The sequence below is a fragment of the Nocardia sp. NPDC055165 genome, from assembly GCF_053606985.1.
Window position 1 is genome coordinate 99055 of sequence record NZ_JBSGSS010000018.1, and the last position, 22972, is coordinate 122026.

Here is a 22972-nt window from a genome sequence, read left to right on the forward strand (position 1 = left end):
CGTTCATTCCTTTGTTGGCGAGGGTGCGTCAGTTTTCTCGGGCGCCGCGACGACGAGTACGTTCACCGCGGCGAGCAGGGTGATGGCGATGGACCAGGCGAGGAGCCCGGACAGGGTGGGGCCTGCCAGCGAGGCGATGCCCGCGAGGCCCTGCTGCACCAGCGCGCACCACGAGACGGCGATGGCGGCTCCGGTGGCGAGGTGGCTGACAGCGTGCGCGGCGCTGTTGGGGAACAGCGTCGCCTGGCCGAAGGTCGTGGTGACGTACCCGGCGAGGAAGACCGGCAGCGCGATCGCCCGGGGCAGATCGACGGCCCACACGACGGTGACGAGCACGCAGCCCGCGAGCATGATCACCGCGCCCTGGCGCATCATGGCGTGCGCTCCCACCTGTCGCACACGCCGGCGGACGTAGGTCGCGCCGCCGAGGTAGGCGGCACCGTAGAAGACGCCGAACAGGCCGAACGCCCACGGTGCGAGCGCGAAACGGTCGGTGAAGATGAACGCGGACTTCTGCTGGATCATCACGATGACGGCGAATCCGATGCCGCCCGCCACCGCGCTGACGACGAAGATCCGGTCGGTGAAAAGGCGTCTGGCTGTGCCTTTGTCTTTCGGCCCGGTTTCGCGTCGGGGCAGTGAGATGCGCAGGGCGAAGGCGACCGGCACCGCCGCGAGCACGGCCAGCACGACGAATCCGTACCGCCACCCGACCGTCGAGGTGACGATGCCGCCGATCACCTGCCCGCCGCCGAGCGCCACGACGAACGCCATCGACAGCAGCGCGAGTTGGCGCGCGAGCTCCGCGCCGGTGAACAGATCCTTGATCATCATCCGGCCGACGACCGCGATCCCGCCCGCCCCGATCGCCTGGACCACGCGCAGCCCGAGCAACTCCGGGGCGTTGGTGATCAGCGCGAGGCCCGCGCTGGCGAGGACGAAGCACAGCCCGGCCGCGACGAAGGCGGGAACCCGGCCGAACCGTTCCGCCGCCCTTCCCCACGCGACGACCGGGAGCGCGGCGAACACCACGAACACGGCCACCGACAGCTGCAGGACGCTGTCGCCGGCGCCGATGTCGGCGCCCAGCGCAGGCATGCTCGGCAGGTAGATGGTGGTCGCCATTTGGGCGACCGCGACCGCGACACATGCCGTTGTGACAACTGCTCGGCGTGTTGCCGCGGAAGCCGGAATTTCGCCGGTTTCCGCTTGCACAGACAATGCACTCCCCTATGGCCGAGCGAATCACGCAGGATGCTGGATCCGAGTTATAGGTATACGGCCAGGCGAAGCGGTCGAACACCGTTGCGATCGCGTTGATTTCAGTAGGAAAGGTAAATAATCGATGGCGGATTCGTGACCACGCGGTGGGCCGCACGGGGGATGCGAAGAAATTGCCTGACCACCGTCGGCCGGGCGAAGTCGGTGTCCACCACATGGGGCGCAGCCGGCGTTCGTCGCGTATGGCAGGGTGGAACTCGTGAACCGATTGGCCGGTGCGACCTCGCCCTATCTGCGTCAACACGCCGACAACCCCGTCCACTGGCGGGAGTGGGATGCCGACGCGCTAGCCGAGGCCGCCGTGCGCAATGTGCCGATCCTGCTGTCGATCGGATACGCGAGCTGCCACTGGTGCCATGTGATGGCCCACGAGTCCTTCGCCGACCTCGCCACGGCCGAGCAGATGAACGCCGACTTCGTCTGCGTGAAGGTGGATCGGGAGGAGCGTCCCGATCTGGACGCGGTGTACATGAACGCCACCGTGGCCATGACCGGGCAGGGCGGCTGGCCCATGACGTGCTTCCTCACGCCCGACGGCGCGCCGTTCTACTGCGGTACCTACTACCCGAAGCAGCCGCGCGGCGGCATGCCGTCGTTCACGCAGTTGCTCAGTGCGGTGACCGAGACCTGGCGCAACCGGCGCGACGATGTGGACAAGGCCGCGCGGCAGGTGACCGATGCGCTCCAGGCGCAGGCATCGGGTCTGCCCGACGCCGAATTCGCGATTGCCCCTGATCTTCTCGACAAGGCCGTGCCCGCGATCGTCGCCGACGAGGACTCGACGCACGGCGGATTCGGTGGGGCGCCGAAGTTTCCACCGTCGGCGTTGCTGGAAGGGCTGCTGCGGCACTGGGAGCGGACCGGCGACCAGTCGGTGTTCGACGTGGTCGAGCGCACGGCCGAGGCGATGGCGCGTGGCGGAATCTACGACCAGTTGCGCGGCGGTTTCGCGCGCTACTCCGTCGACGCCGGGTGGCTCGTGCCGCACTTCGAGAAGATGCTCTACGACAACGCCCTGCTGCTGCGCGCCTACGCCCATCTCGCGCGTCGCGCGCCCGTGACCCCGCTGGAATCGTTGCCGCACAGGGTGACCCGGGAGACGGTCGAATTCCTGCTCGGTGATCTCGGGACGGCGCAGGGCGGTTTCGCCTCCGCTCTCGACGCCGATACCCACCTCGAACCGGAGGGGCCCGGCGTCGAAGGCGCGACCTATGTGTGGACGCCGGCCGAGCTGGTCGGCGAACTCGGCCCGCTCGACGGTATGTGGGCCGCCGACGCTTTCGGCGTCGGCACCGCCGGTAATTTCGAACAGGGCACCTCGGTGCTCACCCGCCACAGCGATCCCGTCGACGCCGAGCAGTCGTCCCGTTTCGATCGACTGCGCGCTCAGTTGTTCGAGGCCCGCACCCGGCGCCCGCAGCCCGCCCGCGACGACAAAGTGGTCACCGCCTGGAACGGCATGACCATCACCGCGCTCGCGGAAGCCGGTGCGGCACTGGAAGAACCGTCGTGGATCGCCGCCGCCGTGCGCTGCGCCCGCTACCTGCTCGACGTCCACCTCGTCGACGGCCGACTGCGCCGCGCCTCCCTCGACGGCGTCGCGGGCACCCCGCCCGGCGTCCTCGAGGACTACGCCTGGTTCGTCACCGGCCTGCTCGCCCTCTACCAGGCCACCGGCGAATCCGACTGGCTCGCCGCCGCACAGCTGTTGCTGGACAACACGATCGACCACTTCGCCGATCCCGAACGCCCCGGCAGCTGGTTCGACACCGCCGACGATGCCGAAACCCTGGTCGCCCGTCCTCGCGACCCCGTCGACGGCGCCACCCCGTCCGGCGCCTCCGCCTTGGCCGAGGCCCTCCTCACCGCCTCGGCGGTCGCCGATACCGACCGTGCCATCCGCTATCGCGAACTCGCCGACCAGACCCTCGCCCTCGGCGCGATCCTGCTGGCTCGCGCACCCCGCACCGCGGGCAACTGGCTCTCCGTCGCCGAAGCGGCGGTCCGAGGCCCGTACCAGGTAGCCATCGCGGCCACCGAGAAGTCCGCCACGGCAATGGAACTCCTGGCCGCCGCCCGTGCCAGCGCCCCTGGCGGCTCGATCATCCTCGCGGCCCCGCCGAACACCGCCCCGCTCCTCACCGACCGCCCCCTCGTCAACGGCGCCCCCGCCGCCTATGTCTGCCGTGGCTCGGTCTGTGACCTCCCGGTCACCGATCCCGCCGCCCTGACGGCTTCGCTACGGCGGTAACGGACCTGGTTCTCACTTTCTCGGTGAGATGTCCGTCCAGGTCCGGGTTCGGCCGGGGATTCCGCGCAGCCGTAAGTCCTTGTAGCGCTTCCACTTGGCTCGTTCGGCCGGGGTCGCGGCCTGCCAGATCGCATCGCTGACCAACACCCGCCGCGGTGCTTCCTTCGCCACCGTCGTGAGGCGGGCCGCTTCGTTGACCGCGTCGCCGATGACGGTGAATTCGAGGCGGGTGTCGGCGCCCACGTCGCCGGCGAAGACCTGGCCGCGGGCGACGCCGATGCCGACGTCGAGCTCGCCGGTGTCGACTACTTCGTCGCGGATGCGGCGGGCGGCGCGCAGGGCGGGGGTGGCGTTGTCCTGGAGTGCGGAAGGCGCGCCGAAGATGCACAGCGCGGCGTCGCCGGCGAACTTGTTCACCAAGCCGCCGTTGTCCTCGGTGGCCGCTACGACGGTGGCGAGCAGCCGGTTGAGTTTGTGGACGAAATCCTCGGGGGCCATTTCGGCGGAGAGCTGCACCGAGCCGGTGACGTCGACGAACAACGCCGAGACGATGCGGACATCGCCGGTGAGGTCGGAGCTGCCCGACAGGGCGCGTTCGGCCACCGTGGAGCCGACGTGCCTACCGAAGACGTCCTCGGTGTGCATCTGGTCGCGCAGGGTGGCGGCGAGTTCGTTGACGGAGTGTTCGAGGCGGCCGATCTCACTCGCGCTGCCGACGGGCACCCGCACATCGAGTTCGCCGCGGGTGATCCGGTCCAGCGCCCGGTACATCGTGCGCATCGGCGTGGCCACCGAGCGCGCGAGCAGTGCGGTGGCGAGGGCGCCCACGCCGAGCGCGACGATCGAGAACAGCCACGCCGCGCGCACCCGGTCCGATGCCGGGGTGGTCGTGTCGCTGAGGACGACGATGATGATCAGCGCCGGCAGCGCGCTGGACACCGCCCAGGTGACGAGCACCCGCACCAGTACGGTCGAGCTGGGATGGACGGTCGGCCCGAGCACCGCGGCGATGATCGGCACGGCCGGGCGGATCAGGCGGTCGAGGATCAGGTAGATCGCGCCCGCGGCCTCCAGCCCGCCGAGGGCGAATCCGGCCAGCAGCACGGTGATGTTGTGATAGTCGGTGTACCGGTCGACGAGCCACACGGTCAACGCGACGCCCGGTGTCCACAGGATGATCGCGCGCAGGGTGATCGCGGCGGGCAGCCGGATCAGGACCCGCGCTTCCTCCGGCGTCGGTTTGCGGTTGTCGTCGAGCCAGCGCATATATCGGCGCCGGTCGTAGAGCGCGATCCCGATCCCGAGGGTGAAGGCGAGCACCGGGTAGATCAGGATCAGGACGGCCGCGTCACTCCAGTCGTCGCCGATCCGGGTGAACACGCCACCCGCCCAGCTGACCAGGAAGATGGCCGCCACCCCGACCATATTGGCGGTGATGACCACCAGCGCGAGTCCCCAGTAGGACCGCAGCGCCCACCGGACCAGCCGGTTCACCGCGCACGCCCGAGCCCGGCGCCCGAGGACGCCCGGGCATCACGAGCTGCGCTGACGGGTGACACAACTACCGAGCATAGAAGGCGCGCAGGCCGCGGCCGCGCGCACGCGCCGTTCAGCCGAGCACGACCAGCCAGATCGCGATGTAGTGACACAGCGCCGCGACCACCGTCGCGGCGTGGAAGAACTCGTGGTGACCGAAGTCGGGCCAGGGGTTGGGCCACTTGGTCGCGTAGAGAACAGCCCCCACGCTGTAGATCACGCCACCGACCGCGAGCAGCACCAGCGGCGCTACTCCGACGTTGTGCAGCAGCTCGGGGGCCACCGGCACGATCGCCCACCCGAGCAACAGGTACAGCGGCACCCCCACCCACGCGGGCGCGGTAGGCCACAGCAACTTCAACGCGATCCCGGCGACGGCCCCCGCCCACACCACGGCCAGCAGGATCTGCCCGGTCCGCCCGGGCAATCCGAGCAGCGCGAACGGCGTGTAACTGCCCGCGATGAACAGGAAGATCATCGAATGGTCGGCCCGCTTCATCCGCACCCGTGTCCGCACGCTCGCCCAGGTGACCCGGTGATACACCGCGCTCACCCCGAACAGCGCGCACACCGAGATCCCGTAGAGCAGCGTCGACCAACCCGCGGTCAACGACGTGAGGAACCCGAACACCACGAGCACCGTCACCGCGACAGCGGCGACGCCGACCGCCCACGTATGGATCCAGCCACGAAAACGGGGCTTGATCACCGTGGCGATCTCAGTCAGGACATCGTCCACGTAACCTCCCGAGCCGGAACCTACGGTACCGTAGGTTGTGCCCAACCGTACGTCAACCGCCCATCTCGACACCACAAACGTGCCCCTGGCCACACAAAACCCGACCGGCTGATCTCGGGAGGACATGGGTAACTTCCCGACCACCCCGAAACCCGGCCTTGCCCGTGCCGCCGGCCCGGCACGGATCTCACCCCCTACTCGCGACCGGCAAAATACTCGGGGAGGCGGGCAAGCGTAGGGTGCGGGCGTGGAGTTTCTTGGTCGGGTGCGTGGATTGCCGTACCGCATCTACGAAGCCAGGCTGTCGCAGCAGCTGGCAGACAAGCAGCACCCTCGCCACGTCGCCGTCATGTGCGACGGCAATCGACGCTGGGCGCGTGAGAACGGGTTCACCGATGTGAGCCACGGCCATCGCGTCGGCGCGCTGAAGATCGCCGAGCTCGTCGGCTGGTGTTCCGACCAGGGCATCGAGATGGTCACCGTCTACCTGCTCTCCACCGAGAATCTGCGCCGCGACCCCGAAGAGCTCGAGACCCTGTTCGAGGTCATCACCGATGTCGTCGAGGAACTGTCCGCCCCGGAGCAGAACTGGAGCGTGCGGATCGTCGGGTCGCTCGAGGGTTTCCCCGAGTTGATCGCCAAGCGGCTGCGGGTGGCCGCCGAGCGAACGAGCGGGCGCGACGGCGTGCACGTGAATGTCGCGGTGGGTTACGGCGGCCGCCAGGAGATCACCGACGCGGTGCGCTCACTGGTGCGCCAGGAGATCGCCTCGGGCGAGTCGGGCGAGGATCTGGTGCAGTCGATTACGGTCGACGCGATCGGCCAGCATCTCTACACCTCCGGTCAGCCCGACCCGGACCTGGTGATCAGAACCTCTGGTGAGCAGCGGCTTTCGGGGTTCCTGTTGTGGCAGAGCGCCTATTCGGAGATCTGGTTCACCGAGGCGTATTGGCCGGAATTCCGGCGTGTCGACTTCCTGCGCGCACTAAGGGATTACGCCGCGCGCCACCGCCGTTTCGGCGTGTGAGGCCGTAGCCGTCGCGTACTCTGCGGTCAGTGGAACCCGGACAGCCTTCTTACATCAGCTATGAGGAATTCGGCAGGCGTTTCCTGGAATACGCCGTCTCCGAGCAGCGCATCGCCGACGCGTTCGGCCAACTCACCGGTGCCGCTTTCGATTTCGGGCCGATCGGGGTGGGGCCGGGCCGCTTGGCGAAGGTCACCGCGCAGGTGGAGCTCGGGCAGCCACGAATCCTGCGTTTCGTCGACGCGTTCATCTCCTTCGAACTGACCATTCCCTTGCGCGTGGATCTGGTTCTCGATCTGGCGGTCGACAGGTCGCGTTTCCGGGTCGACGGCACCGTGCATCTGCATCTCACCGCGCGCACCGCCGACCCACTGCGGGTGGTCATCGACATCGCCGAGCCACGTCCCGGCGATGTGCGGGTCAATGTCGCCAGCAGCTCCAAGCGCGGCGAGTTGCTGCGGGTGCTGGCCAGCGTCGACCACGAGATCCGCCGGTTCGTCGCCCGCTACGTCGCACAGGAGATCCGCAAACCCGAGATCGCGGCGGTCCGCAATATCGACGTGGCGACCAGGCTCGACGCGGCCTGGAAGTTGTAGCGGAGTAGGCCCGATCCGGCGCCACCCCCCGCTAGGCTGCTGCGCGAGACCGGGCCCGACGACACATTGCAGGGGTGTGAGCTGTGGGAATTGCGACGAAGGCGAGCGGGTGGCGGGCGCGGATCGTGGTGCTCGGCGTCGTGTGCGGTGCCGTGGCGGTCGTCGCGGGCTGCGGAGGGTTCAACCAGCCCGCGCCGCCACGACTGACGCCCGCCGAGGAGCAGGCCGCGAAGGGCGCGGTGTTCGCCTATCGCACCGACGCCGAGCTGGCGGTGGTGCGCGGCGGCGAAACCGTGCGGGCGCCGGGCAGTTTCGGCTACTCGTCGGCCGCGGTGGCGTTCACCAGGGACGGGCACTACGCCTTCGCGGTGGAGAGCGGTAGCAAGACGCTGGTCGCGGTGGGTGTGCGCGACCGGTCGGTGACCCGCATACCGTGTGACTGCGCCAACGCCGTGGCGTTGCGCGGTTCGGTGGTCGGCTGGTGGCGGGAGCCGGGCGAGATCATGAGCATGGACCTGGCCGGTTCCGAGCCCGCCGCGCCCGAACGCGAGATCGTCCTGCCGGATTCGCCGAGTCCGCTCACCGGTGGTGGGTGGGGCGGGGCCGAACTTGTGGCGGCCACCGACGAGTTCGTGCTGCTGGCCCGGGTGGAATCGCGTGGCCTGTGGTGGGAGAAGAGTCACCTCTACGCCATCGGCTCCGATGTCATCCTGCCGCTGGGTCGTGTGCCCGGCATCGACGCCGGACTGTCGGCCGCCGCCGGTCCCGATGGGCACACCTTCGTGCTGGCCGGGGCCACCGCGCGCAGCGCGACCTGCGGCAGCGGCAACGTGGCGACCATCGACGCCGCCAACAACGGTGTCCTGGCCATGCCCACCCTGCCGGGTGAGTGCTCGGCGGCCTACAACCCGCGCTGGAGCGCCGATGGTTCGATCACGATCGCCACCCGCAAGTGGTCCGACCTCGCGGGCGCGCCGAGCACGGTCGACCGGATGCAGTTGGCGGCGCAGGGGTGGGCGCCGGTCGGGGAGTACCCGGTGGTCGACATGCTCCCGCGGAAACAGGCGCAGGAGCCGATGCTCGAGGTGGTCGCCGGTGAGCCCACCGACGCGCGCGGCACGCCGCATGGAGTCCTGGTCGTCCACCAGGGCGAGGACAGCGCGGAAGTGGCGACGCAGGTCGTCTCGTTGGGCTCGCCGACGGCCACCGGCTGAGCGGTGTCGGCGCGCGAGCCGATCAGAGTTTGCGCAGCCGCAGCCTGTTGATCGTGTGGTCGGAGTCCTTGCGCAGCACCAGGGTTGCGCGGGGGCGCGTCGGCAGGATGTTCTCCACCAGGTTGGGCCGGTTGGTGGAGTGCCAGATATCGCGCGCGGCCGCGGTGGCCTGTTCGTCGTCGAAGGCCGCGTAGTGGTGGAAGTGCGCGTCGGGGTCGGCGAAGCCGGTCTTGCGCAACGCGAGAAAGCGCTGCACATACCAGTTCTCGATGTCCTCGATGCGGGCGTCGACGTAGATGGAGAAGTCGAACAGGTCCGACACCATCAGTCGCGGACCGGTCTGCAGCACGTTCAGGCCCTCGACGATGAGAATGTCGGGCTGGCGGACACAGTGCTTCTCGTCGGGCACGATGTCGTAGGACTTGTGCGAATACACCGGCGCGCACACCTCTTCGGCGCCCGACTTCACCTCGGTGACGAATCGCAGCAGCTTGCGCCGGTCGTAGCTCTCCGGGAAACCCTTGCGGTGCATGATGCCGCGACGAATGAGTTCGGCTGTGGGATAAAGGAATCCATCGGTGGTCACCAGGTCGACCCGGGGGTGGTGATCCCAGCGCGCCAGCAGTGCCTGGAGCACGCGCGCGGTGGTCGACTTGCCGACCGCGACACTGCCCGCGACCCCGATCACGAACGGCACCTGCTTGTCGGGATGTTTCTCGCCGAGGAAGGTGGCGGTGGCGGCGAACAGCCGCTGCCGGGCCGCGACCTGGAGATGGATCAACCGCGCCAGCGGCAGGTACACCTCGGCGACTTCGTCGAGGTCGATCTGCTCGCCGAGACCGCGCAGGCCGGTCAGCTCGTCCTCGGTCAGTACCAGGGGAGTCGACTTGCGCAGTGTGCGCCACTGGCTTCGATCGAACTCCACATAGGGGCTCGGTTCGCTCATCCGTGCCACCTACCCGACCCTCCGTCCGGGCGCATCCGCACAGCTTGGCTGCCCGTCTGGTGAGATCCGGGATAACTCTGACCGCATAGCGAGATTGTGCTCCGTGCTCGCTGCCCGCGCGCAACAGGGGGTTTGGCTACCGGTCGGTAACCAGCGACAACGCCGAGGTAAGACGCCATTTTCCGATCGACCACGTAATGTCGGGCGGATGGGGTCACATCCACTTGTCACCGAATACCTGCGCCTGGGTTTGGCTTTCGATCGCCTCGAAGAGGGGTTCGTCGACGCCTACACCGGCGATCCGCAATTGCGCCGCGATATCGAGAACGCGGCCGTCCCGGTGCCCTCGGAACTGGCCCGGCGCGCCGTCGATCTGCGCGCCGCCCTGCCCGATGCCGGGCTCTCGGCGCAGCGCACCGAATTCCTCGATGCCCACCTGGTGGCGATGGAATGCTCGGCGCGCAAGTTCGCCGGTGAGCAGATCGGCTTCGTCGACGAGGTCCGCGCCTACTTCGACGTCGACATCGCACCGGGCGACCCCGACGACTATCGCGAAGCGCACCGGCAGATGGACGAGGTGCTCGGCGGCGACGGACCGCTGGCCGAACGCGCCGCCGCCTACCGCCGCGGTGACGAGATCCCCCCGGAAAAGCTCGCTACCTGTGTCGAAGCGTTCTCGAGTGCGCTGCGGGAGCGGGTACGCGAGCGCTACCCGCTGCCCGACAACGAGCACGTCACCTACGAGGTGGTCGGCGACAAGCCGTGGTCCGGCTTCAACTACTACCTGGGCAATTTCGCCTCGACGGTCGCGATCAACTCCGACCTCAAACAGCACATGGGCAACCTCCCCGCGCTCATCGCGCACGAGGCCTACCCCGGTCATCACACCGAGCACTGCCGCAAGGAGGCCGGACTGGTCGCGGCGGGCGAGGACGAGCAGACGCTGTTCCTGGTCAACACCCCGCAGTGCCTGATGGCCGAGGGCCTCGCCGACCTGGCCCTTCGGTCGATCGTCGGGCCCGGCTGGGGAGTCTGGGCGCAGGAGATCTACGCCGACCTCGGCCTTCGTTTCGACGGTGAACGGGCCGAACGCTTCTCGACCGCGTCGGCGAAACTGCTGCACGTGCGTCAGGACGCCGCGTTGCTGCTGCACGATCAGCATCGCAGCGAGGACGAGGTGGCGCTGTTCCTGCAGCGGTGGATTCTGGCGACGCCGGAACGGGCGCGGCAGTCGCTGCGGTTTCTGTCCTCGCCGCTGTGGCGGGCCTACATCAGCACCTATGTCGAGGGTTACCGCCTGCTCGGTGGGTGGCTCGACGGTGCGGTCGGCGCCCAGGATCGGGTCGAGCGGTTCGGGCGTCTGCTCGACGAGCCGCTGACGCCGGGGGCGATCCGGCGGATGAGTGTCGCTACTGGATGACGGCGCAGCCGCCGGGGTTCAACAGCGAGCAGACCAGGTAGTTGATCTGCAGCAGGAGTGCCTCGATCGGGTCGGACGGTGCGATGGCCGGGGTCACGGGCAGTGCGGTCATATCTGTGTCATCGGTCACCGTCGGACGGGTCGTTACGCCGAGTCTGTTGTGTTCGACGGCTATCGAACCTGGTCAGCCGGGCTGTGACCCTGGTCTCTCCGGTGGCGGCTCGGACGGTGTTGCGGTATCCCCGTGCTCGGCTCGCACACGGTCGGCAATAGACTCGACGGCGTGACGCAGACGACCGCTTCGGTGAATACCCAGTCTCTCGGTGAGCTCGATCCCGAGTTGGCCGCCGCGATGGCGGGCGAGCTCGCCCGCGAACGCGACACCCTCGAGATGATCGCTTCGGAGAACTTCGTGCCGCGCGCGGTCCTGCAGGCGCAGGGCTCCGTCCTCACGAACAAGTACGCCGAGGGGTACCCGGGCCGCCGCTACTACGGCGGCTGCGAGGCCGTCGACGTGGTGGAGACCCTGGCTCGCGACCGTGCCAAGGAGCTCTTCGGCGCCGAATTCGCCAACGTGCAGCCCCACTCGGGCGCGCAGGCCAACGCCGCGGTGCTGATGGCGCTGATGAACCCGGGCGAGACCCTGCTGGGTCTGGACCTCGCGCACGGCGGTCACCTCACCCACGGCATGCGCCTGAACTTCTCGGGCAAGCTCTACGACGTCCACTCCTACGGTGTGTCGAAGGAAGACCACCGGATCGACATGGACGAGGTGCGTGACATCGCGCGCAAGGCCAAGCCGAAGGTGATCGTCGCCGGCTGGTCGGCCTACCCGCGCCACCAGGACTTCGCCCGCTTCCGTGAGATCGCCGACGAGGTCGGCGCCTACCTGTGGGTCGACATGGCGCACTTCGCCGGCCTGGTCGCCGCCGGTCTGCACCCCTCACCCGTGCCGTACGCCGACGTGGTGTCCTCCACCGTGCACAAGACCCTCGGCGGTCCTCGCTCCGGTCTGATCCTGGCCAAGCAGGAATTCGCCAAGAAGCTCAACTCCGCGGTGTTCCCCGGTCAGCAGGGCGGCCCGCTCATGCACGTGATCGCCGCCAAGGCCGCCGCGTTCAAGATCGCCGCCACCGAGGAGTTCGCCGACCGTCAGGTCCGCACCCTGTCCGGCGCGCGTATCCTCGCCGAGCGTCTGACCGGCGCCGACGTGAAGGACAAGGGTGTTTCGGTCCTGACCGGCGGCACCGACGTGCACCTGGTCCTGGTCGATCTGCGTAACTCCGAACTCGACGGCCAGCAGGCCGAGGATGTCCTCCACGAGGTCGGCATCACCGTCAACCGCAACGCCGTCCCGTTCGACCCTCGCCCCCCGATGGTCACCTCGGGCCTGCGCATCGGCACGGCGGCCCTGGCCACCCGTGGTTTCGGCGACACCGAGTTCACCGAGGTAGCCGACATCATCGCCGCCGCCCTGGCGGGCACCTCCGACGTCGACACCCTGCGCGGCCGGGTGTCGCGCCTGGCCCAGAGCGTCCCGCTCTACCAGGGTCTCGAGGACTGGCGCCTGCTCGGCTGAGCCGGAGAACTTCTGCCCGATGGCCCCTGTCAGCTCCATGCAGACAGGGGCCATCGTGTTGTCGGAACACACAAAGTTCCGGTGAATCGCGTACGGGCCTAATGGAATAGGGCATGGTCAGTCCGTATGGAATATCGACGCGCGTTGGCGCGTGAGGTCGGCGGGGAGGTGCACGCGTTCGAGTTGCTCTCCGAGGCCGAGGCCAGGGAGCTGATCGAACTGTTCCGCGCCGCGCGGGCCAACGAGGTGCGGGCGCTGCGCCGGGCCATCGATGCCGCGCTCACCGCGATGCCCGCTCCGCTGCGTAAGGTCTCGCGCAAGATCCTCTTCGGCAGCTGATGATCGAAACCGAACTCGAAGCTCAGACACAGCTCGTTGTGCTCGCGCGCACGCTGAAAGTGCCGCCGCAGCGCCTCGCACCGCTGGCCCGTCTGGGCGCGGTGCATCTGTCGGCGATACAGCAGCAGATCCTGCGCGCACTGCATGCCGAGCACGCGGACACCTTCCGCCGGGTCAGCCCGCTCGTGCCGATCTTTCCGGTGGGTGTGGGCGTCGCGCTCTTCGAGCGGGTGGTGCCGCCGGTGCTCGCCGCCCGATTCCTCGGCGCGGTCGGCGTCAAACATCCGCGCAAGTGCGCGCAGGCGCTGTGCGCGGTCGATGCCGTCTACGCGGCCGACGGAGCGCCGTACCTGGACCCGAATGTCTTCGAACAGCTGATGCGATACGGCAGGCCGGAGCCGATCACCCTCATCATCAACGAGCTGTTGCGGCGCCGCGACTACGTGACGGCCGCGCGGTTCCTCTCGGTGGTGAACGAGCCGCTGATCGCGGCATTGGAGCAGACCGTCCTCGATGACGCGGGCTTGATCTTCACCGCCGCCTACGCGTACCCGGCGCACACGTTGAGCCGGATCGTGCGGCAGTTGCTGGCGGGCCCACGCCAGCGGGTGCCGGCCATGCTCCACACCGTCCTGGCTGGCCCACCCACCCTGCATCACGCGATGCTCGCCCTGTTCTGCAAGGTCGACCCCGAAATCACCGGCATTCTCGGCGACATCTTCTTCGGCCGCGGCACCACACACGAGGTCGGCCGATTCCTGCTCACCGCGGTCAACCGGAACGCCTCGCCGGCGCTGCTCACCGTGATCGGCAGACTCGAACCCGTTGCCCTGTGGGCCTTGTCGACGAACCCGCAATTCGCGAACACCGACGTGCTCGGCGCGCTGGTCCGCTCGCTGGACGGCAAGGACGAAGCCGACCCGTGGCGCGGGCTGTTCGCCCTGTCCGCCCGCCTGAGCGAACCGGCCCGCCGCCACATCGCCGCCACCCTGGCCGAACTCGACGAAACCTCGGTAGCCGCCCTGCCCGCGCACGCCACCGACGCCACCTACTGGCCCGCTCTCCTGCAACTACTCGCCGAATCCGAACCCGCCGCCCAGTCCCGAGTCGCCGCGATCTGGTCGCGCCTTTCCCCTGAATGGCAAGCGGGCATCGAACGCCACATCCACGAAAACCGTTACGACACCCGCCTGAGCCGCATCACCAACGCCCTCACCACCGTCACCCCGGAAGAAGTCTTCTTCCGTCGCCGCCAGCAGAACCGCCAGCGAGGAGAAGACCACTTCGCGTCGTGGTGAGCTCGCTCAGTGCACCAGCGGGCTCAGGGTACGGCCGACCCGGTCGATGACACCGGGCTCGTGGCCGTTGGCGATCAGGTTGATGATGACGCCGTCGATGCCGTGGTCGAGGACGCGGGCCTGGATCTGTTCGGCGACTTCGTCCGGGGTGCCGGCGAATTGGCGGTCGGCGACGGTGGCCCGGCGTTCGGCTTCGGTCAGGGTGGACAGGTCGACGCCGAGTCGCGACAGCATGTCGGCCTGGGTCTTTCGGGCGCGGTCACCGTCTTCGTCGACGATGGTCAGCGCGAGGAAGCTGGTTTCCAGGGTGGCGGGGTCGCGGCCCGCCTCCTCGCACCGCTGGTGCAGAGCGTCGAGTTTGCGGGGCAGTTCGGAGGCGTTGCAGATGATGTTGAGGTGATCGGCGAAGCGGGCGGCCATGCCGAAGGTCTTCTTCTCGCCGCCACCGCCGAGCAGAATCGGCAGGTCGTCGCGGATGCGTGGCTCGTTCATCGCGTTCTCGGTGTGGTACCACTTTCCGTCGAAGGTGGATCGCTGCCCGCGCAGCATCGGCGTGATGATCCGCAATGCCTCGTCGAGCCGCTCGAACCGCTCGGTGAAGGTGCCGAATTCGAACCCGTACTGCTGATGCTCCAGCTCGAACCACCCCGCCCCGATGCCGAGCACCGCCCGGCCACCGCTCACCACGTCGAGCGTGGTGACGGTCTTGGCCAGCAGGGCGGGATTGCGATAGGTATTGCCGGTGACCAAGGCCGACAACTGGATTCGCTCGGTCGCGGTAGCCAGACCCGACAGCGCCGAGTAGGCCTCCAGCATCGGCTCCTCGGGCTCGCCGATCAACGGCAGCTGATAGAAGTGATCCATCACGAAGGCGGCGTCGAACCCTGCCCCCTCCGCCTCCCTCGCCTGCGCGATCACCGCGGGAAACAGCTCACGCACCGAGGACGTGTTGCTGAAGTTGGGCATCTGATAGCCGAGTCGAATGCTCATGTCGCCGACTTTATGACTTGGAGTGCACTCCAAGTCAAGCGCTACACCCGACCAGCTGCGGATAGTCGATCAGGTCGATGTCGTTGGCGGCCTTGTCGCCGTATTTCAGCATGAGGGTGAAGAAGCGGGAGCCGAGGAACCAGTTGCGCGCCTTGATGCCCAGGGCGGTCTTGGGCGCGAGGAAGGGGCCCGCGTTGCTGTTGCCCGCGATTTTGGCGTAGCGCTTCATGATCCGGTCGTAGTTGGCGAAGGCGGTGATGTGATCACCCGCGGCGGCGGCCAGTTCGCCCGCGAGGACGTAGGCGCCGACAACGGCGAGGCCGGTGCCGAAGCCCGCCAGGGTGTTTCCGTACGCGGCGTCGCCGATGAGGGCGACACGGCCGCGGGTGTAGGCGCCGTTCATCCGGACCTGGCTGATCGAGTCGAGGTAGATGTCGTCGAATTCGGCCAGGTCGGTGAGCATGCGGGGGGCATGCCATGCCATGTCGGCGAAGGTTTCGGTGATGATGCGGCGCTGGGCGTCGACGTCGTTGCGGGGGTAGTCGAGTTCGGGGGCGGCGAACATGTACATCTGCTGGGCCTTCGGGCCGCCGTCGATGGCGAGTTTGCCCGGGGTGTTGTGGGCGGCGCCTGCCGCTTTGTCGCGGGGCGTGGCCGCGTCGCTCCAGCGGCTCGCGCCGGCGACGCAGTAGTAGTAGCCGAGGTGCGCCACGTAGTCGGCCTCGGGGCCGAACGCCAATTTCCGGACTCGCGAATGGATGCCGTCGGCGCCCAGGACGAGGTCGAAGGTGCGGGGCGGGTTGTGCTCGAACCGCACGGCCACGCCGTCGCCGGTGTCGCGCAGGTCGGTGATGGTGTCGCCGAAGAGGTACTCGACGGTGTCGGCGGTCTTGTCGTACATGACCTCGGCCAGGTCGCCGCGCAGGATCTCCAGGTCGCCGCCGGTGAACTCGCCCGACATCACGCCGAGCTCGCGCCCGTTGTCGTCGACGAAGACCAGGTCGGTGGTACCGGTACGCCGGGCCCGGACCTCGTCGAGGATGCCCATCCGCTCGAGCACGGTCAGGTGGGTCTTGCCCTTGAAGTCCACCGCCTGACCGCCTGCCCGCAGCGCGGGGGCACGTTCGACAACGGTGACGGAGAAGCCGTAGCGGTGCAGCCAGTAGGCGAGGGCGGGGCCGGCGACGCTGGCGCCGGAGATGAGAACAGTACGCATGACGTAACTCCCGAAGATCTGTGTCCGATGGAATCTGTATCCGGTGGATGCAGATAAGAGTATGGTAGACACAGTTTCACGTCAAGACGTTTTTCGAGAGGATGGGCAGATGCCACCGCCGACCACGGTCGAGCTGTTGTGGGGGACCACGCAGCGCCCCAAGCGCGGGCCCAAACCCGCGCTCACTCTCGACGGGATCGTCGCCGAGGCCATCGCGCTCGTCGACGCCGAAGGGCTGTCCGCGCTGTCGATGCAGCGGCTGGCCGAACGCCTCGGCTTCACCAAGATGTCGCTGTACCGATATGTGCCGGGCAAGGAGCAGTTGACCGCGCTGATGCTCGACGCGGCGATGGGCGAACCGCCGAAGGCCGCGGGCGCGCAGCAGAACTGGCGAACCGGCCTGCGCACTTGGGTCGAAGCGCTCTTCGCTCGCTACCGTGCGCACCCGTGGTCGATCGAGCTCACCGTCGGCATGCGGCCTCTCGGCCCGAACGAGATGGGCTGGACCGAGGCCGCCCTCACCGCACTGGCAGGCACCGGACTCTCCGGCTCGGAGAGGCTGGACACGATCGTCCTGCTCAACGGTCACGCCCGCAGCCTGGCTCAGCAGGTCGCGTCGATGAGCGGGGACGGGGAAGTGCAGTTCACCGAGCAGTTCGCCGCGATGATGACCGCGGCCGCGGGTCGCTACCCCGAGGTGCAGGCCGCCTTCGCCGAGGAAGCAGCCACGCCGGCGGGTAAGGGCGGACCCAACGACGCCCTGCGTTTCGGTGTCGAACGCATCCTCGACGGTCTCGCCGTCCTGATCGATCAGCGAAACTGAGCTGACCCCTGGCCCGGCCGCGATCGGCACCCTAGGCTCATCTCATGACCGACCAGCCGGAACTGCCGGAGCCCGCTGTCACCATCGTTCGCGAGTTCTTCAACGCACTCGAACTCAGCGCGGTCGACGAGGCGCTGGATCTGCTCGATCCCGCGATCGTCTGGAAGAACGCCTCGCTGCCGACCGTGCGCGGCAAGAATCGGGTCGCGGCGTTGTTGCGCGGCCTGGATCGACCGAAGCTCGGGTTCTCCGCGGAGATCCACCACATCGCCGCCGACGGCGACATCGTGCTCACCGACCGCACCGACTACCTGCACGTGGGCCCGGTGCGCATCGGCTTCTGGGTGAGCGGCACCTTCGAACTGCGCGACGGCCGAATCGTGCTGTGGGACGACCACTTCAGTAAGGGCAACGTCCTGCGCGGCGCCGTTGTCGGCGTGGTGAAGGCGATCACCGGCCGCTGAACTATCCGTGCTTGCGCAGATACTCCAGGTAGGTCGGGCGCAGCACATCGGCTAGTTTGCCGTCGCCCGCGTGGAAGTAGTCGTCGAGCATCGGCAGCACGTACTTGATGTCGGCCGAGCTCTCGCCGAGGTCGCCCGCCTCGGCCTGGGCCGCCGGAATCGACTTCAGCAGTTCCCACAGGAACTTCACGTCGCCGTGGCGCACGGCCGTCTTCACCGCGCGATCGTGCAGTTCCTTCGACGACAGCTTCTCCAGATCCTGGTCTTCGGCCATGTCATCGACTCTAGCCCTCGGTGGCGCACACGTGCCGGATCCGTCGCGACAGTGCCGGTTAACGACAAATTCACGGACACGTGTGCCGGTCCAGCAGCGCGGCTACGAATTCGGCGGTAGCGTCGGTGATGCGAGTCGCGTCGGTGTGATTCGTACGGGAGGTCCTGACCGTGACTGAGCTATTCAGTGCGAGAGGGCCGGCACCTGGCCCTCGTGGCGGTTGACTCAGCGTCAAACGCCCACAAGGACGGACCGGTCCAGCGAGATCGTTCGCACGGGTGCCGTGCGAACACATAAGGAGCCCACCGTGACTGCTGCACGCTCCGTTTCCGCTTCCGCGAAGCACACGGCCTCGGCCTCGGCCTCGAGCAATTCGGCCTCGAAGAAAGGGGCTCGCCCCTCACGTTCCGGTCGCAAGACTTTCGTCGTAGACACCTCTGTACTCCTGTCGGATCCCTGGGCCGTCACCCGGTTCGGGGAACACAGTGTGGTCCTGCCCCTGGTCGTGATCAGTGAGTTGGAGGCGAAACGACACCACCACGAGCTCGGCTGGTTCGCCCGCGAAGCTCTGCGCATGCTCGACGACCTGCGTGTGCAGCACGGCAGGCTCGACCAGGCGCTGCCCATCGGCACCGACGGCGGCACCCTGCAGGTAGAGCTCAACCACACCGATTCGTCGGTGCTACCCGCCGGATTCCGTTCCGACACCAACGATTCCCGCATCCTGGCCTGCGCGCTGAACTTCTCGGCCGAGGGCGAGGACGTGGTGCTGGTGTCGAAGGACATCCCGCTGCGCGTCAAGGCGAGCGCGGTCGGCTTGTCCGCCGACGAGTACCACGCGCAGGACGTGGTGACCTCCGGCTGGAGCGGGATGGTGGAACTCGACGTCGCGGGCGCGCAGATCGACCAGCTCTACACCGATTCGGTGATCGACCTCGACGATGCGCGAGAGTTGCCGTGCCACACCGGTGTTCGGTTGCTGGGCAGCAGCTCGAGCGCGCTGGGCCGGGTTACCGCGGACAAGCGGATCCAGCTGGTCAGGGAGCGGGAGGCCTTCGGGCTGCACGGGCGTTCGGCCGAACAGCGCATCGCCCTCGATCTGCTGCTCGACGAGAGCATCGGGATCGTGTCGATGGGTGGGCGCGCCGGTACCGGCAAGTCGGCCTTGGCGTTGACCGCCGGACTCGAGGCGGTGCTCGAGCGGCGCACCCAGCGCAAGGTGGTCGTGTTCCGGCCGCTGTACGCGGTGGGCGGGCAGGAACTGGGCTATCTGCCGGGTTCGGAGAGCGAGAAGATGGGCCCATGGGCGCAGGCCGTCTTCGACACGCTCGACGGGCTGGCCAGCCGCGAGGTGCTCGAGGAGGTGCTCAGTCGCGACATGCTCGAAGTGCTGCCGCTGACCCACATTCGAGGGCGGTCGCTGCACGATTCGTTCGTGATCGTCGACGAGGCGCAGTCGCTCGAGCGCAATGTGCTGCTGACGGTGCTGAGCCGCCTCGGCACGGGTTCTCGGGTGGTGCTCACCCACGATGTCGCCCAGCGCGACAATCTGCGGGTCGGCAGGCACGACGGTGTGGCCGCGGTGATCGAAAAGCTCAAGGGGCACCCGCTTTTCGCGCACATCACCCTCACCCGCAGCGAGCGCTCGCCGATCGCGGCGCTGGTCACCGAGATGCTCGAGGAGTACGGACCGAACGCGTAATCGTCGGCAATCGGGCCGCGTCGCGGCCGGAATCCGTTTGATTACCGCAAACAGTGGGTAATATCCGCTCCGACACCAATCCAGCAACGGCTCGGCGAACACTGTTCCGCCGGGCCGTTGCGGATGTCGGCCAGGCTCCATTCCGGGGGCACCCCCGGGGGCCACTCGCGAGAGGATGGATATGAACCACTTCGCTCGACGTACTGCTGCCGGGAGCGCCGCGGTCCTGGCCGCGGCGGGTCTGCTGCTCGCTGCCGGCTGCAGCGATGACGACAAGGACAAGGCAAACGACGCCGTCGCCTCGGTGACCTCCGCGATCGGCGCCCCGGGTGGCAGCGCCACCACCGAGCCCGGGATGGGCGGGATGACCACCACCCCCGGTTCGGAAACCACCTCCGGTTCCGAGACAACGTCCGGCGCGGCCACCACCAGTGGGGCGGCGGGCGAATCGACCACCGTCTCCACCCCGAACGGTGACATCGTGATCGCCGGCGAGGTGTACAAGAAGTACGTGGCGGCCGGCGGCGCGAGCAGCCCGCTCGGCGCACCGGAGGAAGCCCAGGAATCCGGCCCCGACGGCGGCGAGTACCAGGACTTCACCGGCGGCACCATCTACTGGAGCAAGGATACCGGCGCCCACATCGTGTGGGGTGACATCCGCGAGGCCTGGGAGGAGAACGGCGGCGCCAACGGCACGCTGGGCTACCCGACGAGCGACGAGAAGACCATCGCCGGAGGCAAGCAGAGCGACTTCACCGGTGGCACCATCACCTGGGTCAACGGCGAGACCACGGTGACCCCGAAGTAGTCGGGCCCCACGTCAGCGTCGCGCTCCGCCCAGCGCGGGGACCCGGTTCACCCCGTAGGTCCCCGCGCTTGCGCACGAGGTACTAAGTTGTCGGGGTGCAGAAAACTTTGACCGACCGCGAGCTGCTGGATTCGCTCGCGGACGAGGTGGAAATCAACCTGCGTCGCCATATCGAGGTGGCCGACGGCTGGCAGCCGCACGAGCAGGTGCCGTGGTCGGACGGGCGCAACTTCGCCTTCCTCGGCGGCGAGGACTGGACCCCGGAACAGTCCGAGCTCAGTGATACCGCCCGGCTCGCGCTGACCGTGAGCGTCCTGGTCGCCGACAATCTGCCCTCCTACCACCGTGAGCTCGGCAAGCACCTGCGCACCGGCCCCTGGTGGCGCTGGGTCGGCCGGTGGACGGCGGAGGAGAACCGCCACGAGATCATGATCCGCAACTACCTCATGCTCACGCGTGCGGTGGACCCGGTCGCGCTCGAGCGGGCCCGCATGCAGCACATGACCGACGGTTTCAACCGCCCCCCGATGCACCTGATCGACGTGCTGGCCACCTGCGCGTTCGAAGAGGCCGCTGCCGCGATCCGTCATCGCAACACCGCCGCGATCGGCGAGAACCCGATCGTCACCGCGATGGCCGAGAAGCTGGCCGCCGACGACGAACTGCAGGCCGAGTTCTTCGCCGTGCTCGTCGCCGCCGCCCTCGACCTGGTTCCCGATCAGGCAGTGCGCGCGATCGCGGATCGGGTCGCCGACTTCCGGGTACCGCACGTGGATCTGCCCGGTGGCGGATCCAGCGACGAGGCGCTGGCCGAGGCGGGCATCTACGACCCCGCGAAGGAGGGTGAGCTGGTGTTCAAGCCGCTGCTGCAGCGCTGGAACATCTTCTCCCGCACCGACTTCAGCGAAGAGGGCGAAAAGACTCGCGCCGAACTCGCGCACCTGGCCTGATCTTGCACAGCGAACGGCCGTCACCTCCTGCGAGGTGACGGCCGTTCGGCGTTTCAGCGGTCGACGTCGGCCATCGCCAGCACGTCGAGTTTGCGATCGAGCTCTTCGAGCGAGAGCTTGTCCGGGACGAGCCCGCGGTCGATGACGGTCTGCCGGATCGTCTTCTTCTCGCGCAGTGCCTGTTTGGCGACCGCGGCCGCTTCCTCGTAGCCGATGGCCGAGTTGAGCGGGGTGACGATCGACGGTGACGATTCGGCCAGGGTCCGCAGGTGCTCCTCGTCGGCGACGAGCCCACTCACACACTTGTCGGCGAACAAGCGAGAAACGTTGGCCAGCAGGCGAATCGACTCGAGCAGGTTGCGCGCCATCACGGGAATGTAGACATTGAGCTCGAACGCCCCGCTCGCCCCGCCGAACGCGATCGCCGCGTCGTTGCCGACCACCTGCACCGCCACCTGCGTCACCGCCTCGGGCAGTACGGGATTCACCTTGCCGGGCATGATCGAGCTACCCGGCTGCAGGTCCGGCAGCTGCAATTCGCCGAGTCCGGTCAGCGGGCCCGAACCCATCCAGCGGATGTCGTTGGCGATCTTGGTCAGGCTGACCGCGATGGTGCGCAGCGCGCCGGAGGCCTCGACGAGTCCGTCACGCGCGGCCTGGGCCTCGAAATGATCCTGCGCTTCGCGCAGCGCGTCGATTCCCGTGGTGCGTACCAGTTGCGCGACGACCTTCGCACCGAATCCGGCGGGCGCGTTGAGACCGGTGCCCACCGCGGTGCCGCCGATCGGCAACTCGCCGAGGCGGGGAAGCACGGACATCGCGCGTTCGATACCCGCGGCGATCTGGCGGGTGTAGCCGCCGAATTCCTGGCCGAGCGTCACCGGCACCGCGTCCATCAGGTGGGTGCGGCCCGACTTCACCACGGTGCGCCACTGCTGCGACTTGTCGAGCAGCGCCAGGCGCAGATGGTCCAGCGCGGGAACGAGTTCGGTGATCACGGCCTCGGTGGCGGCCAGGTGTGTCGCGGTGGGGAAGGTGTCGTTGGAGGACTGCGACATGTTCACGTCGTCGTTGGGGTGCACGCTCACCCCGTTACGGGCGGCGATCGAGGCGATCACCTCGTTGGCGTTCATGTTCGAGCTGGTGCCCGAACCGGTCTGGAACACGTCGATCGGGAACTGGTCGTCGTGCTCCCCGTTCGCGATCTCGCCCGCCGCGGCGATGATCGCATCCGCCTTCACCGGATCGAGCAGGCCCAGATCCTTGTTGACCTGAGCGCACGCGGCTTTCAGCAGGCCCAGCGCCCGGATCTGGGCGCGCTCGAGTCCCCGCCCGCTGATCGGGAAGTTCTCGACGGCCCGCTGCGTCTGCGCCCGCCACAGGGCGTCGACGGGGACGCGAACCTCTCCCATGGTGTCGTGCTCGATCCGGTACTGCGCGTCGTCGTCAGCCATAGTTCGACCCTAGGACGAGAACACCGCGAATGGTGGCCACACACCAGCGCGAAATCCCACATCCG

General features: G+C 68.1%; 22 protein-coding genes. 13 read left to right on the forward strand and 9 right to left on the reverse strand.

The window, feature by feature from the left end:
* Window positions 1-3 precede the first annotated feature (3 nt).
* A complete protein-coding gene (locus tag ACWFRF_RS29670) occupies window positions 4-1215 on the reverse strand; it encodes an MFS transporter (RefSeq protein ID WP_452453467.1) in 1212 nt (403 codons plus the stop codon).
* 265 nt (window positions 1216-1480) lie between these two features.
* On the opposite strand from ACWFRF_RS29670, the gene ACWFRF_RS29675 reads away from it, so the two are divergent.
* Window positions 1481-3532: a thioredoxin domain-containing protein gene (locus ACWFRF_RS29675; RefSeq protein WP_452453419.1), complete on the forward strand. Its 2052-nt coding sequence runs from the start codon at window positions 1481-1483 to the stop codon at window positions 3530-3532.
* A gap of 12 nt (window positions 3533-3544) precedes the next feature.
* Here the strand turns inward: ACWFRF_RS29675 and ACWFRF_RS29680 are convergent, their stop codons facing one another.
* Window positions 3545-5026, reverse strand: a complete 1482-nt coding sequence (locus ACWFRF_RS29680; RefSeq protein WP_379314435.1) for an adenylate/guanylate cyclase domain-containing protein — start codon at window positions 5024-5026, stop codon at window positions 3545-3547.
* A gap of 115 nt (window positions 5027-5141) precedes the next feature.
* Window positions 5142-5807, reverse strand: a complete 666-nt coding sequence (gene trhA, locus ACWFRF_RS29685; protein WP_378993047.1) for a PAQR family membrane homeostasis protein TrhA — start codon at window positions 5805-5807, stop codon at window positions 5142-5144.
* 247 nt (window positions 5808-6054) lie between these two features.
* Between trhA and ACWFRF_RS29690 the strand changes: the two genes are divergently transcribed.
* From ACWFRF_RS29690 to ACWFRF_RS29700, 3 genes are all read left to right on the forward strand, one after another.
* Window positions 6055-6834 carry an isoprenyl transferase gene (locus ACWFRF_RS29690; RefSeq protein ID WP_266293063.1) on the forward strand — a complete coding sequence of 260 codons (780 nt, stop codon included), beginning with the start codon at window positions 6055-6057 and terminating at the stop codon, window positions 6832-6834.
* Window positions 6835-6863: 29 nt separating this feature from the next.
* Window positions 6864-7430 carry a hypothetical protein gene (locus tag ACWFRF_RS29695; RefSeq protein ID WP_378993045.1) on the forward strand — a complete coding sequence of 189 codons (567 nt, stop codon included), beginning with the start codon at window positions 6864-6866 and terminating at the stop codon, window positions 7428-7430.
* Between the two features lie 83 nt (window positions 7431-7513).
* The gene (locus tag ACWFRF_RS29700) at window positions 7514-8644 is read left to right on the forward strand and encodes a hypothetical protein (protein WP_452453422.1); all 1131 of its coding nucleotides are present in this window, start codon (window positions 7514-7516) and stop codon (window positions 8642-8644) included.
* 22 nt (window positions 8645-8666) lie between these two features.
* Here ACWFRF_RS29700 and coaA read toward each other — a convergent pair whose 3' ends face one another.
* Window positions 8667-9599, reverse strand: a complete 933-nt coding sequence (gene coaA, locus ACWFRF_RS29705; RefSeq protein ID WP_101465876.1) for a type I pantothenate kinase — start codon at window positions 9597-9599, stop codon at window positions 8667-8669.
* Window positions 9600-9798: 199 nt separating this feature from the next.
* Here coaA and ACWFRF_RS29710 point away from each other — a divergent pair, with 199 nt between their 5' ends.
* The gene (locus tag ACWFRF_RS29710; RefSeq protein WP_452453423.1) at window positions 9799-11010 is read left to right on the forward strand and encodes a DUF885 domain-containing protein; all 1212 of its coding nucleotides are present in this window, start codon (window positions 9799-9801) and stop codon (window positions 11008-11010) included.
* Here ACWFRF_RS29710 and ACWFRF_RS29715 read toward each other — a convergent pair.
* Window positions 11000-11122, reverse strand: a complete 123-nt coding sequence (locus ACWFRF_RS29715) for a hypothetical protein (protein WP_452453425.1) — start codon at window positions 11120-11122, stop codon at window positions 11000-11002. The genes ACWFRF_RS29710 and ACWFRF_RS29715 overlap by 11 nt on opposite strands.
* 171 nt (window positions 11123-11293) lie before the next feature.
* On the opposite strand from ACWFRF_RS29715, the gene glyA reads away from it, so the two are divergent.
* The 3 genes from glyA (at window position 11294) to ACWFRF_RS29730 (ending at window position 14226) form a co-directional block, all read left to right on the forward strand.
* Window positions 11294-12589, forward strand: coding sequence for a serine hydroxymethyltransferase (gene glyA / locus ACWFRF_RS29720; protein WP_378993039.1), 1296 nt, complete (start codon window positions 11294-11296; stop codon window positions 12587-12589).
* A 126-nt stretch (window positions 12590-12715) separates the two neighbouring features.
* Window positions 12716-12928, forward strand: a complete 213-nt coding sequence (locus ACWFRF_RS29725; protein WP_378636305.1) for a hypothetical protein — start codon at window positions 12716-12718, stop codon at window positions 12926-12928.
* The gene (locus ACWFRF_RS29730) at window positions 12928-14226 is read left to right on the forward strand and encodes a hypothetical protein (RefSeq protein WP_387445870.1); all 1299 of its coding nucleotides are present in this window, start codon (window positions 12928-12930) and stop codon (window positions 14224-14226) included. The genes ACWFRF_RS29725 and ACWFRF_RS29730 overlap by 1 nt, the downstream gene beginning before the upstream one ends.
* A gap of 6 nt (window positions 14227-14232) precedes the next feature.
* Here ACWFRF_RS29730 and ACWFRF_RS29735 read toward each other — a convergent pair whose 3' ends face one another.
* The gene (locus ACWFRF_RS29735; RefSeq protein ID WP_379313529.1) at window positions 14233-15216 is read right to left on the reverse strand and encodes an LLM class F420-dependent oxidoreductase; all 984 of its coding nucleotides are present in this window, start codon (window positions 15214-15216) and stop codon (window positions 14233-14235) included.
* 34 nt (window positions 15217-15250) lie between these two features.
* On the reverse strand, window positions 15251-16432 hold the full coding sequence (locus ACWFRF_RS29740) for an FAD-dependent monooxygenase (RefSeq protein ID WP_379313530.1): 1182 nt from the start codon (window positions 16430-16432) through the stop codon (window positions 15251-15253).
* Window positions 16433-16541: 109 nt separating this feature from the next.
* Between ACWFRF_RS29740 and ACWFRF_RS29745 the strand changes: the two genes are divergently transcribed.
* Together ACWFRF_RS29745 and ACWFRF_RS29750 are read left to right on the forward strand one after the other, a co-directional pair.
* Window positions 16542-17255, forward strand: coding sequence for a TetR/AcrR family transcriptional regulator (locus ACWFRF_RS29745; protein ID WP_452453428.1), 714 nt, complete (start codon window positions 16542-16544; stop codon window positions 17253-17255).
* A 44-nt stretch (window positions 17256-17299) separates the two neighbouring features.
* Window positions 17300-17719 carry a limonene-1,2-epoxide hydrolase family protein gene (locus ACWFRF_RS29750; RefSeq protein WP_378636316.1) on the forward strand — a complete coding sequence of 140 codons (420 nt, stop codon included), beginning with the start codon at window positions 17300-17302 and terminating at the stop codon, window positions 17717-17719.
* Window position 17720: 1 nt separating this feature from the next.
* Here the strand turns inward: ACWFRF_RS29750 and ACWFRF_RS29755 are convergent, their stop codons facing one another.
* Window positions 17721-17993 (reverse strand): hypothetical protein, encoded by a 273-nt coding sequence (locus ACWFRF_RS29755; protein WP_378636318.1) that lies wholly within the window; start codon window positions 17991-17993, stop codon window positions 17721-17723.
* 307 nt (window positions 17994-18300) lie between these two features.
* Here ACWFRF_RS29755 and ACWFRF_RS29760 point away from each other — a divergent pair, with 307 nt between their 5' ends.
* The 3 genes from ACWFRF_RS29760 (at window position 18301) to ACWFRF_RS29770 (ending at window position 21453) form a co-directional block, all read left to right on the forward strand.
* The gene (locus ACWFRF_RS29760) at window positions 18301-19695 is read left to right on the forward strand and encodes a PhoH family protein (RefSeq protein ID WP_378926338.1); all 1395 of its coding nucleotides are present in this window, start codon (window positions 18301-18303) and stop codon (window positions 19693-19695) included.
* A 181-nt stretch (window positions 19696-19876) separates the two neighbouring features.
* The gene (locus ACWFRF_RS29765) at window positions 19877-20503 is read left to right on the forward strand and encodes an LGFP repeat-containing protein (RefSeq protein WP_378993030.1); all 627 of its coding nucleotides are present in this window, start codon (window positions 19877-19879) and stop codon (window positions 20501-20503) included.
* Between the two features lie 95 nt (window positions 20504-20598).
* Window positions 20599-21453 carry an acyl-ACP desaturase gene (locus tag ACWFRF_RS29770; protein ID WP_387445872.1) on the forward strand — a complete coding sequence of 285 codons (855 nt, stop codon included), beginning with the start codon at window positions 20599-20601 and terminating at the stop codon, window positions 21451-21453.
* A 53-nt stretch (window positions 21454-21506) separates the two neighbouring features.
* Here the strand turns inward: ACWFRF_RS29770 and ACWFRF_RS29775 are convergent, their stop codons facing one another.
* Window positions 21507-22907 (reverse strand): class II fumarate hydratase, encoded by a 1401-nt coding sequence (locus ACWFRF_RS29775; protein WP_378993027.1) that lies wholly within the window; start codon window positions 22905-22907, stop codon window positions 21507-21509.
* Window positions 22908-22972: the final 65 nt, after the last annotated feature.

Bases quoted from the DNA above. Each gene is read 5' to 3' on its own strand.
- ACWFRF_RS29775 (WP_378993027.1), bottom strand. From the start codon at position 22,907: ATGGCTGACGACGACGCGCAGTACCGGATCGAGCACGACACCATGGGA.
- ACWFRF_RS29735 (WP_379313529.1), bottom strand. From the start codon at position 15,216: ATGAGCATTCGACTCGGCTATCAGATGCCCAACTTCAGCAACACGTCC.
- ACWFRF_RS29740 (WP_379313530.1), bottom strand. From the start codon at position 16,432: ATGCGTACTGTTCTCATCTCCGGCGCCAGCGTCGCCGGCCCCGCCCTC.
- ACWFRF_RS29725 (WP_378636305.1), top strand. From the start codon at position 12,716: ATGGAATATCGACGCGCGTTGGCGCGTGAGGTCGGCGGGGAGGTGCAC.
- ACWFRF_RS29745 (WP_452453428.1), top strand. From the start codon at position 16,542: ATGCCACCGCCGACCACGGTCGAGCTGTTGTGGGGGACCACGCAGCGC.
- ACWFRF_RS29750 (WP_378636316.1), top strand. From the start codon at position 17,300: ATGACCGACCAGCCGGAACTGCCGGAGCCCGCTGTCACCATCGTTCGC.
- ACWFRF_RS29730 (WP_387445870.1), top strand. From the start codon at position 12,928: ATGATCGAAACCGAACTCGAAGCTCAGACACAGCTCGTTGTGCTCGCG.
- ACWFRF_RS29765 (WP_378993030.1), top strand. From the start codon at position 19,877: ATGAACCACTTCGCTCGACGTACTGCTGCCGGGAGCGCCGCGGTCCTG.
- ACWFRF_RS29715 (WP_452453425.1), bottom strand. From the start codon at position 11,122: ATGACCGCACTGCCCGTGACCCCGGCCATCGCACCGTCCGACCCGATC.
- ACWFRF_RS29755 (WP_378636318.1), bottom strand. From the start codon at position 17,993: ATGGCCGAAGACCAGGATCTGGAGAAGCTGTCGTCGAAGGAACTGCAC.
- ACWFRF_RS29710 (WP_452453423.1), top strand. From the start codon at position 9,799: ATGGGGTCACATCCACTTGTCACCGAATACCTGCGCCTGGGTTTGGCT.